The 15176-nt window shown below is 56.1% G+C and carries 14 protein-coding genes; 8 read left to right on the top strand and 6 right to left on the bottom strand.

All coding sequences use genetic code 11. From position 1 onward, the window contains the following. Nucleotide 1: 1 nt before the first annotated feature. The 3 genes from ACH3PB_RS18600 to ACH3PB_RS18590 are packed head-to-tail and all read right to left on the bottom strand — an operon-like array spanning nt 2 to nt 2851. Nucleotides 2-1093 carry a glycosyltransferase gene (locus ACH3PB_RS18600; RefSeq protein ID WP_416396951.1) on the bottom strand — a complete coding sequence of 364 codons (1092 nt, stop codon included), beginning with the start codon at nt 1091-1093 and terminating at the stop codon, nt 2-4. Then, the gene (locus tag ACH3PB_RS18595) at nt 1090-1815 is read right to left on the bottom strand and encodes a YrbL family protein (protein WP_416396949.1); all 726 of its coding nucleotides are present in this window, start codon (nt 1813-1815) and stop codon (nt 1090-1092) included. The genes ACH3PB_RS18600 and ACH3PB_RS18595 overlap by 4 nt, the downstream gene beginning before the upstream one ends. 13 nt (nt 1816-1828) lie before the next feature. Further along, nucleotides 1829-2851, bottom strand: a complete 1023-nt coding sequence (locus tag ACH3PB_RS18590) for a glycosyltransferase family protein (RefSeq protein ID WP_416396948.1) — start codon at nt 2849-2851, stop codon at nt 1829-1831. A gap of 160 nt (nt 2852-3011) precedes the next feature. On the opposite strand from ACH3PB_RS18590, the gene ACH3PB_RS18585 reads away from it, so the two are divergent. Both ACH3PB_RS18585 and ACH3PB_RS18580 read left to right on the top strand, forming a co-directional pair. Next, nucleotides 3012-4037, top strand: a complete 1026-nt coding sequence (locus tag ACH3PB_RS18585; RefSeq protein ID WP_416396946.1) for a GGDEF domain-containing protein — start codon at nt 3012-3014, stop codon at nt 4035-4037. Beyond that, nucleotides 4030-4929, top strand: a complete 900-nt coding sequence (locus tag ACH3PB_RS18580) for a D-hexose-6-phosphate mutarotase (protein WP_416396944.1) — start codon at nt 4030-4032, stop codon at nt 4927-4929. Before ACH3PB_RS18585 ends, ACH3PB_RS18580 begins: the two co-directional genes overlap by 8 nt. Here the strand turns inward: ACH3PB_RS18580 and ACH3PB_RS18575 are convergent. From ACH3PB_RS18575 to ACH3PB_RS18565, 3 genes are all read right to left on the bottom strand, one after another. Next, entirely contained in the window at nt 4912-6018 is a 1107-nt protein-coding gene (locus tag ACH3PB_RS18575; RefSeq protein WP_416396943.1) for an MBL fold metallo-hydrolase, read from the bottom strand. The two genes, ACH3PB_RS18580 and ACH3PB_RS18575, sit on opposite strands and share 18 nt — an antisense overlap. Before the next feature lie 82 nt (nt 6019-6100). Further along, complete coding sequence (locus tag ACH3PB_RS18570) at nt 6101-6541, bottom strand: host attachment protein (RefSeq protein ID WP_416396942.1); 441 nt, start codon at nt 6539-6541, stop codon at nt 6101-6103. 33 nt (nt 6542-6574) lie between these two features. After that, nucleotides 6575-9100: an acyl-CoA dehydrogenase gene (locus ACH3PB_RS18565; RefSeq protein ID WP_416396940.1), complete on the bottom strand. Its 2526-nt coding sequence runs from the start codon at nt 9098-9100 to the stop codon at nt 6575-6577. Between the two features lie 149 nt (nt 9101-9249). Between ACH3PB_RS18565 and glpD the strand changes: the two genes are divergently transcribed. From glpD to ACH3PB_RS18535, 6 genes are all read left to right on the top strand, one after another. Further along, nucleotides 9250-10815 (top strand): glycerol-3-phosphate dehydrogenase, encoded by a 1566-nt coding sequence (gene glpD / locus ACH3PB_RS18560; RefSeq protein ID WP_416396939.1) that lies wholly within the window; start codon nt 9250-9252, stop codon nt 10813-10815. A 73-nt stretch (nt 10816-10888) separates the two neighbouring features. Continuing rightward, the gene (locus ACH3PB_RS18555) at nt 10889-12046 is read left to right on the top strand and encodes an ABC transporter ATP-binding protein (RefSeq protein WP_416396938.1); all 1158 of its coding nucleotides are present in this window, start codon (nt 10889-10891) and stop codon (nt 12044-12046) included. Nucleotides 12047-12050: 4 nt separating this feature from the next. Further along, nucleotides 12051-13139, top strand: a complete 1089-nt coding sequence (locus ACH3PB_RS18550; RefSeq protein WP_416396937.1) for an ABC transporter ATP-binding protein — start codon at nt 12051-12053, stop codon at nt 13137-13139. 1 nt (nt 13140) lies between these two features. Beyond that, complete coding sequence (locus ACH3PB_RS18545) at nt 13141-14028, top strand: carbohydrate ABC transporter permease (protein ID WP_416396936.1); 888 nt, start codon at nt 13141-13143, stop codon at nt 14026-14028. Continuing rightward, nucleotides 14025-14831 carry a carbohydrate ABC transporter permease gene (locus ACH3PB_RS18540; RefSeq protein WP_416396935.1) on the top strand — a complete coding sequence of 269 codons (807 nt, stop codon included), beginning with the start codon at nt 14025-14027 and terminating at the stop codon, nt 14829-14831. The genes ACH3PB_RS18545 and ACH3PB_RS18540 overlap by 4 nt, the downstream gene beginning before the upstream one ends. Next, entirely contained in the window at nt 14818-15108 is a 291-nt protein-coding gene (locus ACH3PB_RS18535; protein ID WP_416396934.1) for a DUF2160 domain-containing protein, read from the top strand. The genes ACH3PB_RS18540 and ACH3PB_RS18535 overlap by 14 nt, the downstream gene beginning before the upstream one ends. Nucleotides 15109-15176: the final 68 nt, after the last annotated feature.

The following is a 15176-nucleotide window of genomic DNA, read 5'->3' as shown; positions in this document are numbered from 1 at the left end:
TCTAACGCCCGACCAAGCGGCGGTACAATTCACTGTATTGCCTGGTTATGATCGACTTGGCATAGAAGCGCTGGTACTCCGCTGCGCCCGCTTCGACGAGGGTCTGGCGAAGAGCCGAACTTTTGAACAACTGTCTCAAATGGTCTGATAACGCCTCGATATCATCAATATCACTCATCAGGCCTGTTCGCTCATGTTCGACGAGCTCGGAGGGCCCTTGTGAGCGCGTTGCAACGATTGGGACCTTGTTGAACCAGGCTTCACCGATGATACTCCCTAGTCCCTCGTGCCTGGATGGGCACACGAACACATCTGCTGTTCGCATAAGGGCGTTGACATCTCTCCGCCACCCTAGGAAGCGAACACGGTTTGTCAGCTTCAGCTCAGCCGTCAACGCTTCCAGCGATAAGCGCTCGGGCCCGTCACCGGCCAGCCATAGCATGACATCCGGAACATCGACCAGCGCTCTGAGCAGGGTATCGAATCCTTTGTTCTCATGCAGGCGACCAACAGCAAGCAGAACTGGCTGGCCACCTTCAGCGCCGAGCATCCGCTTGTCCAGTGCTTCAACCAGGGTTTCATCGACGAAGTTTGGAATATGAAATACACGCTCAGCAGGAAAGCCACCATCGATCATGTGCTGGCAGATCCCTTTGGCGATACCAATCCAGTAGTCGCAGTGACGATAGTACTTGAGATCATAGTAATGGCCCAGCCGGGCGACCAGCGTGTAATCCTGGCCTGGATCGGGCTGCGGATTTGACTCAAAACCACTACGGCTGTTCGGGGTTAGACCAGAGGCCCGGTTCATGTAGGTCGCCACAATATCCGGTCGCCAGTCGGTCAGAGCCCTGCGGTATTGGCGATGCCCAAGCAGATCGAGCTTGCCGCCGAGCCTGTGCAGGCTTACCGGCACACCCGCTGCGGCAAGTTCGGCCTCACGGTACTCGTTACTACGCGTGAAGGCGCACTGTTCGAGCTGCTTGTCAGCTTGAAGTGCACACACGAGGCGGGTGTAGAAGTTCTCGGCACCCCCTATCGGGGCGCCGGCAAGCACCTGGGCTACCCGGATCTTCTCGTAAGGCTGGTTCACGATGTGGCCACCGGCGCAGCTGATACGCCTGCATAACGCTGCGCAGGCTCCATCCAGCCATGATAGCCCCAGTCACCGTTGGTACGTTTGATCTCGAGAAGCGCCTCAATGGCCTCCGTGAGGCGCTCGGCCTTGCGGGCCGCTTTTGCACGAGCCAGTGTCCTGGACCACCATCCGAACGGCAATACATCTGCCCAGCCGAGGCCGTCGATTACCACAAGTCGCTGTATCGCATCCTCTGCGGTCAGCTGCACCACGATGTTATGCAGGAGCAGGTTTCGTGATGGCAGGCCTATCGTCTCCCAGGCCTGCTGAAAAGCAGCAATGCAGTTCTTCACCCGCGGTGTATTGCCATGGATCCACACATACTGTTTCAAAGTCATGCTGATGGCCCCATCGAAGTCCCGAACCAGGTCGGTCACAAGCCCGGGGCCGTGGTTGGTGGCCACCATGCCGTAACAGCGAGGAATGAACTGCAGGGCCTGCGGGCCGTAAAGATCGGCGATTCGCAGAAAAGTAGAGTACTCCTGCTGGTTGTCATCAAACGATGACAGCGGCTTCAGCCAGCCTTTGATGCCCTTTTCTTTCTGTTTCAGTTCGGGAGATCGATCCTTGCGCAGGGTCTTGACGCATTTTCCAGCATCCATTGGATGGAAGAAGCAGAGTCGGTTGCCCCCCTGCGCGAAGGCATCGGCTTCGCTACCGAGATCGAGTTTCTGCATTGCCGCTCCGGATTTATCCACGCCCGTTGTGCCATACATAGTTGTGCGACAGCGGCTGCTGCATGGCAGTTTCGACGATATAGCTGGCGTAGAGATTGCTATTCATGTGGTCATGAAAAAATTGACGCGTTCGTGCTGCCCATTCACGCCGCTTGGCATCGTCTCTGTGAAACTCGACGAGCTTTTGCAGGAGCTCTTCCTGCGATCTGAAATAGACAAGGGTTTCATCCGGGAACAGCGACTGAAAATCTCCACTGGCATGGGTGAAGGTGAGTAGGCCGTTGCCGCCGAGCTGGGCCATGCGGGCCGATGAATACCAGTGCAGCCCCTCCTGGCGATTCAGGTTGAGCCCCATCCGGCTCTCTGCAAGTACGCGCTCGTAGTCACGCCCCCATACGCCCGGCTCACCGAAACTACCCGGCGTCAGAAAACTGAAGTCGTCCGGCAGGTGATCCAGAAGGTATTTTACAACCGCCCCCCGTTGCGTGTAGGCAGTTTCCTTGCTACAGAAAACGAGATCATTGACCAACGCGCTCCGACTCGAAGCGTCGTAGACATCGATGGCCTCATCAACCGGATTGGGCATGTGCCATAACCGTGCCCGGTCGCCAGCGAACTGTTGCAACTCACGCTCGCCGGTGGACACGAACATCGCATCGACCACCTTGCAGCGGTGCCTGATCTTGTCGGCATTCACGGGGACAAACAGCGGGTCGTTGTTGCAGCCGGCAATTACGACGCCGGGACGTAGGACCCTGGCCTGCTCGAGAGTCTGATTGGTGATGATGTCAGCGTGACCAACGATGATAAGGTCTGGCTCGAAGGCTTCAACTGTTTCGAGCAGGCGCTTGTTGGCCTTCTTGCGGCCCAGATCCCGTATTCCAAATGGTGCTTCGAATGCTGCAACATCACGCTCACTGAACGACTGCACCAGCCAACCGTTGCGGATGAGCCCAAAGTACAATTTCTGCGCCCAGCTAACGCGCAGGTGCCCGTACTTTCTGAGTTGTTGATGAGCAATGTGAAGAATTCGCATGCAATGTGTTCTTTAGAGCCGAATAGCCTCTAGAATGCCTCAGGAGAGCGTCGGGTGACAACCTGAGGCTAATTCGCCAGCGAGCTGGGCTATACTGTCCTATCGGCGTGTAGCGTGGAGATTTCATCTGAAAACCAAAGCGGGTAACAAGTTCAGCCGTTTGCACCGTGTAAAGCGACGACTTGAAAACAACTACAAGCTCTCCCTCATCATAGGTCTCAGTGTCTTTGCAATTGCGGGCATAGGACCAATCATTCTCTATCGCTTTTATTCAGGTAATACCTTCGTAGCGCTCGTGGATATGGTGCTCTTGCTTACAGTTACTGGCGCCGCGATTTATGCCTGGACCACCGATAATATCGAGCCTCCTGCCATGGTCCTGGCACTTGTAGTCAGTGGCGGGCTGGTTCTGATGATGCCGAAACTCGGTACGCCAGGTCTCTTCTGGTATTTCACCCTGGTTGTCTTCAACTTCGGCATGCTTCGGGCCAAGTGGGCTTTGTTTCTGAACGTCACAGTGATGTGGCTAGTGTTGTACCTGAGCGAGCTGTCATCCTGGGATGAACTCCTGCCGTTCGTGATGTCCGCGCTGGCAACTTTCGGATTTACCTTCATTATCGTCTACAGAAGCGATATGCAGCGAATGCGGCTGGAGCAGACCTCACTGACGGACGCGCTCACGGGCATAGCTAATCGCAGGGCGCTGGATCAGGAGCTCGACCTCGTTTTCGCGCATTTTCAGCGCTTCGGCATACCGTTCGGTCTGCTCATGCTGGACCTCGATAATTTCAAGCGCGTCAACGATACGGCTGGACACGAGGGCGGCGATGCGGCGCTCAGGGCCTTTACGGGATTGCTGACCGAATCTCTCCGTAAGGAGGACCGCCTGTTCCGCTACGGCGGAGAAGAGTTCGTCGTGGTACTGGCAAACGTGGAGCAGACCACCATGAAACAGGTTGCCCAGGTGCTGTGTGATCTGGTCGCCGAAGAGCTCAAATCGCCTGCGGACCACACGACCCCCATCACCGTCTCGATCGGCGCTTCGCTGTTGCAGGCCGACGATGACGGCGAGTCATGGATACATCGGGCCGATAAGGCCCTCTATGCCGCCAAAGCCGGCGGTCGAAACCAGGTCGTCGTTTATGAGGAGATCGATCATATGCAATCAAGAGGTTCAGATGCCTGAACTCTTCAGCATCAACAGCACGGATTTCAACGGGGTGCCTGCCCTACAGGTCAGGCGGCGGGAGTGTACGGCGCTCGTCTCCCTGCTTGGTGGGCAGGTCATGTCGTTCCAACCAACCGGCGAGCGCCCAGTGCTCTGGCACAATCCGGACATGACGTGGGTGCCTGGGCAGTCACTGCGCCAGGGCGTCCCCGTCTGCTGGCCATGGTTTGGCGATCTTCAGAAAAACCCGCCAGCTGTTCAAGACACGGTGGCTCGCCTCTTCAAAGAGCAGCCGGCATCTGCGCATGGTCTTGCTCGCTCGGCGATCTGGACATTGCAAAGCAGTGATGAAAACGAAGCGTTCACCGAAATCTGTCTTACGCTCGAACTGGCCAGTGCTCAGGTCACTCTGAGCGCACGTTATCGTTTTGGCTCGGACTTGAGCTGCGAACTCATCACGCAGAATAACGGCAAGGAACCGCTCATCCTGAGTATGGCGCTGCACAGTTATTTCCAGGTCAGTGATATCGAAGCTGTAAGCGTAGAGGGCCTCGATGGGTGCAACTACATCGATGCCCTACGTGACTGGACCCAGCACAAACAGACAGGCTCACTGCATTTCACGGCAGAAACCGATCGGATCTATCAGGACATCCCTGCCGAAATAAGTCTGACTGATTCCACCTGGGGCCGGCGGATCGTCCTGCAGGCGCCTGACAGCCGGTCGGCAGTGTTGTGGAACCCCTGGATCGACAAGAGTCGGCGCTTGTCGCAATTTGGCGCCGAGAGCTATCGCAGCATGGTCTGTATAGAAACCGCCCGGGTAATGGGCGATGTATTCACTGTGGCGCCCGGCGGGCGGAGCAGTCTGTCCCTGACAATTTCGTCGGACTCATCTTACGATTCGTGATTCACCCACAGCCATTGTCCCGAAGGCCTCGGCATCTATGCCGGCGGCCTCACGGGCATCCATCAGACGCTGTATTGGCTCCATCGGCGGCTCTGCGGTAAGCGGGAACGTGCCCCAGTGCATGCCGATGCTCTGCTTTGCCTTCAGATCCTGATGCATCAGTATCGCCTCTTCCGGGTTCACGTGATAATACTTCATGAACCAGCGCGGTGAATATGCGCCGATAGGGATGAGCGCCAACCGAATCGGCGGGCTGCGCTCAGCGATCTCTCTGAACTGCTTGTTGTTATAGCCGGTATCCCCGGCAAACCAGATCGTGTGACCCTTGAAATCGATCAGCCAACTCGCCCAAAGCGTCGTCATCTTGTCGAACAGCGTGCGGGCCGACCAGTGCTGCGATGGCTGCGCGTGAAACGTCAGGTCGCCAAACTGCGCCTGCTCCCACCAGTCCATTTCGCGCACCTTGTCTGGATCGACACCGGCATCTGTCATCCAGCTTCCCAATCCCAGCGGTACCAGAAACACAGTGGCTGAGCTACTGCGCTTTGCCAGCTGGCTTACCGCAAGCTCGTCCAGGTGATCATAATGGTTGTGACTAATCACCACGTAATCGATTTGGGGTAGCTCGCTATAATCGATGGCATGTGGAATGTAGCGCGCCGGTCCGGCAAAGCTGAGCGGCGAGGCCCGATTGCTGAAAATCGGATCGGTGAGAATATTGATGCCAGCGCGCTGTATCAGAAAGGTCGAATGGCCGAGCCAACTGATCCTCGTGTGCTCATGCTCCTCCTGGAGCCGGTCGGGCGACATGCGCTGGAACGGAACCTGGTCTGCGGTGGCTTCATGATCAGCCCATTCAGTCTCACCAAACAGCCGCATTTTTACGAAGGAAAAGAAAGTCTTGTCCGGGTCATCGATATACAGATTCCGGTAGCCTTTCTCGGTATGGTGCGGCGGCAGATCTCGTTTCATTTCATCATTTCCGGTGCAGGCCGAAAGCAGCACCGTACAGGCGAAAAACAGCCAGGCCGGCAAACTTCCCCAGCGCTGGCCCGGCTCGTGGACTGACAACTCACGACTGACTACCATATCGGCTTCCTGGTTGAACGACGGCCTTGACCAAGGGAAGTCTATGGCTGCGATTAACTATTCCTTAAACTCTCAACGCGAATCAGGCGTCGACGAGGTACTTGCGCAGGGCCTTTGGTTCAGCGTCAACCACGTTCTTGCTGACCTCCTTCTCGATGAGCTGCAAGGTAGGCGATGCCAGCTTCTCGCGCAGGGCCCCGAGAAAACCAGGATCTGCGATGACATCCAGATGTTCGAACAGATGCGCCTTGCGACCTTTCTCGAGCTTGCTGGCTACGTCACCAGCAAAATCGATGAGCAACTTCTGATGTTCGGTATGTTCGGGTCGCATAGTTCGCTGCTGATTCTCACCAGCTGATGAAAGCGCTTCACCCAGAGTGCCGCTGGCAAGATCCTGCTCATGCAAGCGGGCATCCGGACAATCCAGTTCCTCGATGAGCTCCATCTCTGTTGCCTGCTTGTTGCGCTGATAGATCTTGGCCTTCTCACGATTCGCAACAACTACCCATCTTGTGGTCTGCATACTGACTCCTCTGTATCTGTCATTGACTTCCAGTTATACGAGCGCGTGATCTCTTTCAGTTCCTGACGCCGCTTCGGATGTACCAAACTCATCAACCTCTTCAGGCCAGAAATGGTCAACCTTGATCGCATCATCAGCAGCCATTTGAGCCTCACGGTACCGCTGGGCCTCCTCAGGCGTGAGTACGTCCTTTTCAAGTACCTGCTGAATCAACTCATCAAGACTCACTTCAGCATTGATTTCTCCAGCCTTGATCGCGCTACGAACTTTTTTCTCTTCGTCCTTGCTCTTGAGCTTGAGCAGGAAGGCGTGCTCCACGCGACCAGTTGGATCATCAGGCCGCTCATTACGGTAGACGCCATCCACCAGGCGGTTTCGGGTAGCCGAAGGCTCCAGCATGAGCGCAACGACACGATGCTCTAACGCGTCATTCGGACGCTTCTGTGTTCTGCCAAACGGAAAGACCATCTTGCGCACTGTCCAGCCAAGGACGCGGCTGGGGAAGTTGCCTGTGATGGCATAGAACGCGGTCTGGAAATTAAACATACAGTGCGCCATACCCCACTCCACCAGCGGCAAATCATCCACAGGACGTCCATCGTCCTGATAACGCTTGAGCAGCGTCGATGCCAGATAGAGGTAGCTCAGACAATCGCCCAGGCGTGCCGACAGCTTCTCTTTCCGCTTCAGCTCACCGCCGAGCAGCAGAAGACTGAAGTCTGCGATCAGTGCGAAGCCGGCAGCAAAACGGTTGATATCACGATAAAAGCGGTCGGTCGCTTCATAGTTCCGCGTCTCACTCAACGCACCGCCGGTAAGTCCATGCACGAGGGCTCGGGCTACAAGCTGAACGTTCCGATTCATGTGAGCGAAGAAAGCTTCGTCGAAGCCGTCGACATTACCCGCTGTTGCTGTTTCCATTTCCTCAAAGAGATAGGGGTGGCAGCGTATCGCGCCCTGTCCGAAAATCATCAGGCTGCGGGTAAGGATGTTGGCACCCTCGACGGTAATACTGATGGGGATGGTCTTGTATACGCTGGCAATGTAGTTCCTGGGACCTTTGATGACAGCCCGACCGGCGTGCACATCCATGGTATGGCCCATCACGCTGCGCATCATCTCGGTGTTGTGATATTTGAGGATGGCAGAGAGCACCGCAGGCTTTTCACCCAGGTCTACATAGTTCGAAGTTGTCTTTCTGGCGCTATCCATGAGATAGGTCAGGCCAGCAATAGGCGCCATGGCTTCTTCGACACCTTCGAAATAGCCGATGGGCACGCCGAACTGTTCCCGCACTCTTGCGTACGCGCCAGTGGTAAGGCTGGCGAGTTTACCGGCACCGGTAGCCAGCGAAGGCAGCGAAATGGATCGGCCTACAGACAGGGCGTTCATGAGCATCATCCAGCCCTTGCCGATGAAGTCCTTGCCCCCGATAACATAGGACAGCGGGATGAAGACATCTTCGCCCCAGAGCGGACCATTCATGAAAGCTGCGCCGATGGGCATATGACGGGCGCCAACCTGAACACCGGCAGTGTCCCGAGGAATCAACGCACAGGTGACGCCCAACGCGCCCTCAGTGGACACATAATCGGTACCGCTTGCGGCATAATCATCATCAGCTCCCGGTGGCACCACTTCATCTGCATGACAATGGCGTCGCGTCTCCGGGTCCAGCAGATTGTCTGGGTCATAGGCCTTGAAAGCGAGGCCTATGACCGTAGCAACAGGTGAGAGCGTGATATATCGCTTGGTCCAGCGCAGTCTGAAGCCAAGCACTTCTTCGCCGTTGTGCATGCCCATACAGACGACGCCCTTGTCTGGTATAGCGCCAGCATCTGAGCCTGCCTTCGGACCGGTGAGTGCGAAGCAGGGCACCTCTTCACCAGTCGCCAGTCGAGGCAGATAGTGGTCCTGCTGCTCCTTGGTACCATAGTGCATCAGGAGCTCAGCCGGCCCCAGCGAATTCGGCACCATGACTGTCACGCCGGCAGTGACGCTGCGGGTGGCGATTTTCATCACCACCTGAGAGTGTGCGAAGGCACTGAAACCCAGCCCACCGTAACGTTTGGGAATGATCATGCCAAAGAATTTGTTCTTCTTGATGAAGGCCCATGTTTCTGGAGTGAGATCATGGAGATTCTGAGTTATTTCCCAGTCATCCAGCATTTCGCACAGTTGTTCCACCGGCCCGTCGAGGAATGCCTGCTCTTCTGGCGTCAGTTTCGGTGCCGGCAAATCCATCAGTCGCTTCCACTGTGGCACGCCGCTGAACAGCTCGCCATCCCAGCACACTGTACCGGCTTCCAGCGCCTCCCGCTCCGTCTGCGAAAGCGGCGGTAACACACGCTTCACGGCATGCATGATTGGCGTGGTCAGCAATTTCTTGCGCAGTGGCGGCACCAGGGCCAGCATATCCAGCGCAATCACGGGTATCCACATCAGGATCAGCAGCACAGGGTGCAGCGCCGAGCTCACAGTAAGTCCTAGCATGATTGCAGTGAGAAAGAGAGCCCAGCCTTTACCGCTGATACCGTAATAGGCGAGTATCAGCGTCAAGAACAAAAAACCTAGGACCAGTAGTAGCGCAGTCACAGCAATCTCCACGAACGATAATCAGGTGGGGGGGAAGGAAGAGTCAGGGTGATTACGCTCGACGCCTGGTCTGTGGATGAGCCTGCGGATCTGATACAGAGAGTGGAGAGCCAATGAATCCCGACTATGACGTTTTTGTGATTGGAGGCGGCATCAATGGCTGCGGGATCGCCAGAGATGCTGCGGGCCGTGGGTACGCGGTCGGTCTGTGCGAGATGAATGATCTTGCCAGCGGCACCTCATCATGGTCTACGAAGCTGATTCACGGCGGCCTCAGATATCTGGAATTCTTCGAATTCCGTCTGGTTCGCGAGGCACTCAAGGAGCGTGAGTTACTATGGCGCTCAGCACCTCATATCATCTGGCCGCTTCGCTTCATTCTTCCCCACCACGAAGGCCTCCGACCCGCCTGGCTACTTCGCGTCGGCCTGTTCCTCTACGATCATATCGGCGGTCGCGATGAACTGCCGGCGACACGAAGTCTTCTGCTCGATAGCAACGAGGTCGGCAAGCCGCTCAAGAAGCAGTTCCGCCGCGCGTTCGAATACTCCGATTGCTGGGTCAACGATGCCAGATTGGTTGTGCTGAATGCACGTGATGCCGCAGACCGCGGTGCAAAAATAATGACCCGCACCCGATGCGTCGGCCTGGAACAGAACGAGGGACTGTGGCACATACAGCTGCAGGAAAAAGACATGCCGGGCCCGCGTACAGTGACCGCCAGGATGATAGTAAATGCTGCGGGGCCGTGGGTCGATCGAGTGCTCAACGTGCAGTCGCCGGGTCGACGTCAGCAGGTTCGACTGGTTCAGGGCAGCCATATCGTGGTGAAGAAGCTTTTCAATCACGACCGCGCCTACATCTTCCAGAACGCTGACGACCGGATTATCTTTGCGATTCCCTACGAGAATGACTTTACCCTGATAGGCACGACTGACAGGGACTACGAGGGCGACCTCGGTGAAGTGAAGATCAGTCAGGAGGAAATCGATTATCTTTGCAGGGCCGCCTCGGAATACTTTGAGAAGCCGGTCACCCAGGATCAGATCGTGTGGACCTACTCCGGTGTCAGACCCTTGTTCGATGATGGTGCGTCGAAGGCCCAGGAGGCCACCCGAGACTACGTCATTCGACTTGCACCAGTGAAATCTGCTACAAATGGAAAGAATACGAACAAAAAAGAAAAAATTAATACAAAAGAAGCTCGACTTTTGAACATTTTTGGTGGGAAACTGACCACGTATCGTCGTCTAGCCGAAGAAGCTCTCGAAAATATCGAGAAAGTACTCGGTAGCAAGGGGCCAGCCTGGACCCACGATGCAGTGTTACCTGGTGGTGATTTTCCTGCGACGGGGTATGAGGAACAGGTCAGGCTCACAATGTCGAGATATCCTTTTCTCAGCGAGCCATTGTGCCGGCGGCTTGTACGGGCTTACGGCACCAGGGTCGCGACCCTGTTGGGTAACGCGGCCAGCGTAGAAGATCTTGGTCAGCAATTTGGTGGCGATGAAGCATCCGGCACCACGCTGGCGGCGGCTGAGGTGAGCTACCTCATGAAACATGAATGGGCGCGCGTTGCCGATGATGTGCTCTGGCGGCGCAGTAAGCTGGGACTTTCGATAACCGGAATTCAGTGCGACGAACTCGAGCGCTTCATGAGCGATCAGGCCGTCCGGTAGCAATGGTCCTGGATCATTGGCAATAACAATAATATTGGTGGCGGTGTAGGTCCGTCATCCTGCGGAGAAGCTTATGCTCGAACTGCACTCGGTGTGCAAGACTGTTGACCGCGTAGATCACATTCGCGATGTCAGCATGTCACTGGAACGCGGCAGTCTCAATGTACTCCTCGGACCGACCCTCGCTGGCAAGACCAGCCTTATGCGGCTCATGGCAGGCCTCGATCGGCCGACATCTGGTGATATCCGCATGGACGGTAAATCCGTCCTTGGCGTACCGGTCCAGAAGCGTAAGGTCGCGATGGTCTATCAACAGTTTATCAACTATCCCAGCCTGAGCGTATTCGACAACATTGCGTCGCCACTACGAATTGCCGGTGTGGATGCCAAGGAAATCAGCAGACGCGTTGAGCAGGCCGCGGAACTTCTTCAGCTCAAGCCAATGCTCAACCGCAAGCCGGAAGAACTTTCGGGTGGGCAGCAACAACGTACCGCTCTTGCTCGTGCACTGGTCAAGGATGCGGATCTCGTATTGCTCGACGAGCCGTTAGCCAATCTCGATTTCAAGCTCCGTGAGGAGCTCAGGGTCGAGCTCCCGCGTATGTTTGCAGCTTCTGGGGCTGTGTTCGTCTATGCGACGACCGAACCGATGGAAGCTCTACTGCTCGGCGGCAACACAGCCACGCTGAGCAAGGGCCGCTTGACCCAGTTCGGACCAACCCTGGATGTGTATAATCGCCCCGCTGACCTCATAACAGCGCAGACTTTCTCAGAGCCGCCACTCAATGTTCTTGATGCCGTGATACATGGCTCAACGGTCAGCGTCGGCGAACGCGAAGCATCTCTTTCCAATCTGGCAGACCGCCTGATCTCGGGAGCATTGCAGGACGGCAATTACCGCCTTGGCATCAGGCCACATCATGCGGCTTTCGAGACGCCTGGGCAGGGTAATGAACCGGATATCCTGAGGCTGCCCGTCGTGATCAAGACCTTCGAAATCACTGGCTCCGAAAGCTTCGTTCACTGCGAATACCGAGGACAGCATCTCGTGGCCCTCCTGCACGGTATCGTCCACGTGGTGCCAGGCGCCGAAATGGTCTTACGCATCCCCACCGGTAAGTTGCTGATCTTCAGCCTCGATGGTGCGCTTGTTGCCGCCGGCCTGGAGAGCCGCCAGCATTCTATGCAGCCCTCCGTCCAGCCTTCCATCCAGCCCAGCAGTCGGGACTAAGCCAATGGCCAGCATTACGCTCAATAATCTTGCTCATAGTTATCATCCGGATCCTAAGGGTCCGGAGGACTTTGCACTCAAGTCGATCGACCACGTGTGGGAGGACGGTGGCGCCTATGCCCTCCTTGGCCCCTCCGGCTGTGGCAAGACAACGCTGCTCAACATTATCTCCGGTCTTCTGGTGCCCTCGCGCGGCCAGATCCTGTTTAACGACCGGGACGTAACCAGGCTCCCACCGGAGCAACGTGACATTGCGCAGGTCTTTCAGTTTCCGGTCATCTACGACACGATGACGGTGCGCGAAAATCTCGCCTTCCCACTGGTGAACCGGGGCCTCGCTAAAAACGAAATCGCCGCGCGCGTGCACAAGATGCTCGATATACTGGAACTGCAGGGCAAGGCGGATCGAAAAGCCCGCAACCTTACAGCGGATGACAAACAGAAGATCTCACTGGGCCGCGGCCTGGTGCGCTACGATGTCAATGCCATCCTGTTCGATGAACCGCTCACCGTAATCGACCCTCATCTGAAATGGCAGCTCAGAAGCAAGCTGCGTGAGCTGCACAGCCAGTTTGGTCACACCATGATTTACGTGACTCATGACCAGACCGAGGCGCTGACCTTTGCCAACAAGGTAGTCGTAATGTACGAGGGCGAAGTGGTACAGATAGGGACGCCTGAAGAACTCTTCGAAAAACCCGCTCACACCTTTGTCGGCTATTTCATCGGCTCGCCAGGCATGAACATCCTGCCAACGACTATCGAAGGCAATCGCGCGAGGCTCGGCCAGCACGAAACGATACTTACGCAGCAATATCCGGCGCTAAGCGGCAAGGTCGAGCTCGGTATTCGACCTGAATACATTCAGGTCGTCGAGCGTGGTCAGGGCCTGCCAGTACAGATCAGGGAGGTCGAGGATATCGGTCGCTTCCGGATCGTGAGGGGCACGCTTCAGGGCGATGAGAGTGGCGCCATTATCAACAGCCTCGTTCCGGAGGATCAGTCCTTACCAGCTGATGCCGACTTCCTGTTCAACCCGGATAAAGTCGGCGTCTATCTGAACAATCACATTGTCAGGTCTCAGGGCAGCTAAGATGCAACAAACCTATAACAACAAAGCCTGGTTTCTCGTCATTCCGGTCGTCATTCTTGTCGCCCTCAGCGCCGTGATTCCGCTGATGACCGTCGTCAATTACTCCGTGCAGGACACCTTTGGTGGCAACCAGTTCTTCTGGGCAGGCACCGAATGGTTCAGTGATGTGCTGCAGTCGGAGCGCTTCCATAACGCGCTGATGCGCAACTTGGGGTTCTCCTTTCTCATTCTCGCCATTGAAGTGCCGCTGGGCATCATGATTGCGTTGTGCATGCCCAAGAAGGGCATCGGGGTGCCAATCTGCCTGGTGCTCATGGCCCTGCCCCTGCTCATTCCCTGGAACGTGGTGGGCACCATCTGGCAGGTGTTCGGCCGAGCGGATATCGGGTTGCTTGGATACTCGCTTGCGAGTCTCGGCATCGACTACAACTACGCCACCAACGCACTCGACGCCTGGATCACCATCGTGGTCATGGACGTCTGGCACTGGACCAGCCTGGTGGTGCTGCTGTGCTACGCTGGCCTGTCTTCGATTCCCGATGCGTACTACCAGGCCGCACGCATCGACGGCGCGTCGCGATGGAAGGTCTTCCGCTACATACAATTGCCGAAAATGAATCGCGTACTGCTCATCGCCGTGCTCCTGCGCTTCATGGACTCCTTCATGATCTACACCGAGCCATTCGTGCTCACTGGCGGCGGGCCGGGCAACTCCACTACCTTCCTGTCGATCGATCTGGTGAAGATGGCGATCGGGCAATTCGATCTGGGTCCGGCTGCTGCGATGTCACTGGTGTACTTCCTCATCATTCTGCTGCTGTCATGGGTGTTCTACACCGTCATGACTAATTATGACGCTGAAAAGCCACCGAAGGGGGACGAGGCATGAAGAAGGTATCCCTGCGCTGGCTGGTGCCAACGCTCTACATTGTGTTCCTGTTGTTGCCGATCTACTGGCTTATCAACATGAGTTTCAAGACCAATCAGGAAATTCTCTACAGTTTCACGCTGTTTCCAGAGAATCCGACGCTGGCGAACTACAAGCACATACTGACTGATCCGTCGTGGTATATGGGGTATGTGAATTCGATCATCTATGTGGTCCTCAACACGATACTTGCAGTGGCCGTCGCACTGCCCGCAGCCTATGCGTTTTCCCGCTACCGCTTTCTGGGTGACAAGCATCTGTTTTTCTGGCTGCTGACCAACCGCATGGCACCGCCCGCCGTATTCGCGCTGCCATTCTTCCAGCTGTACTCAGCCTTCGGACTCATCGACACGCACATTGCCGTCGCACTGGCACACTGTCTGTTCAACGTGCCCCTGGCAGTCTGGATTCTGGAAGGCTTCATGTCCGGCATACCGAAGGAAATCGACGAGACCGCATACATCGATGGTTATTCGTTTCCGCGCTTCTTCGTGAAGATCTTCACGCCGCTGATCGGCTCCGGTATCGGTGTGGCGGCCTTCTTCTGTTTCATGTTCTCCTGGGTTGAACTGTTGCTGGCCCGCACCCTCACCGTTACCGAGGCCAAGCCAATTGCAGCTGTCATGACCCGCACCGTGAGTGCATCCGGACTGGATTGGGGTGTGCTGGCAGCAGCCGGCGCTCTGACCATCATTCCGGGCGCGCTTGTCATTTATTTTGTTCGCAACTACATAGCGAAGGGGTTTGCTCTTGGACGCGTTTGACCTCTCCTGGATGGCGTGGACGCAACCCACAGCCACATTTTTTGGTGTTATTCTCCTGCTCATCATTGCCATGAGCGTATGGGAATACTTCAGCCCTGGCGGCAATCCACGAGTCGGCATACTTCGATTCGAAACTACACGGGGGGACCGGCTGTTCCTCTCCCTGCTGGCGAGCGCCTTCGTGCATCTTGGCTGGTTGGCAACTACTACAGCTGATCTCTGGTGGGCGACCGGACTTTCTGGCATCGTTGCCGTGCTGATCTTTGTTTTTGTGTAGAACTGAAAGAGTCAAACCTGGAATGTCACAGGCATTCCGTTCCTGAGGAAGTCAGAGGAATAACAACA

It is taken from the genome of Allohahella sp. A8 (genome assembly GCF_047946665.1).
Taxonomy (GTDB): Bacteria; Pseudomonadota; Gammaproteobacteria; order Pseudomonadales; family Oleiphilaceae; genus Allohahella.
This window is presented reverse-complemented; position numbering and strand designations above follow the sequence as displayed.

What these genes read in the sequence shown, in the direction of transcription:
- ACH3PB_RS18595 (WP_416396949.1), bottom strand. Translation starts at nt 1,815, where the DNA reads ATGCAGAAACTCGATCTCGGTAGCGAAGCCGATGCCTTCGCGCAGGGG.
- ACH3PB_RS18590 (WP_416396948.1), bottom strand. Translation starts at nt 2,851, where the DNA reads ATGCGAATTCTTCACATTGCTCATCAACAACTCAGAAAGTACGGGCAC.
- ACH3PB_RS18580 (WP_416396944.1), top strand. Translation starts at nt 4,030, where the DNA reads ATGCCTGAACTCTTCAGCATCAACAGCACGGATTTCAACGGGGTGCCT.
- ACH3PB_RS18575 (WP_416396943.1), bottom strand. Translation starts at nt 6,018, where the DNA reads ATGGTAGTCAGTCGTGAGTTGTCAGTCCACGAGCCGGGCCAGCGCTGG.
- ACH3PB_RS18570 (WP_416396942.1), bottom strand. Translation starts at nt 6,541, where the DNA reads ATGCAGACCACAAGATGGGTAGTTGTTGCGAATCGTGAGAAGGCCAAG.
- glpD (WP_416396939.1), top strand. Translation starts at nt 9,250, where the DNA reads ATGAATCCCGACTATGACGTTTTTGTGATTGGAGGCGGCATCAATGGC.
- ACH3PB_RS18555 (WP_416396938.1), top strand. Translation starts at nt 10,889, where the DNA reads ATGCTCGAACTGCACTCGGTGTGCAAGACTGTTGACCGCGTAGATCAC.
- ACH3PB_RS18550 (WP_416396937.1), top strand. Translation starts at nt 12,051, where the DNA reads ATGGCCAGCATTACGCTCAATAATCTTGCTCATAGTTATCATCCGGAT.
- ACH3PB_RS18545 (WP_416396936.1), top strand. Translation starts at nt 13,141, where the DNA reads ATGCAACAAACCTATAACAACAAAGCCTGGTTTCTCGTCATTCCGGTC.
- ACH3PB_RS18540 (WP_416396935.1), top strand. Translation starts at nt 14,025, where the DNA reads ATGAAGAAGGTATCCCTGCGCTGGCTGGTGCCAACGCTCTACATTGTG.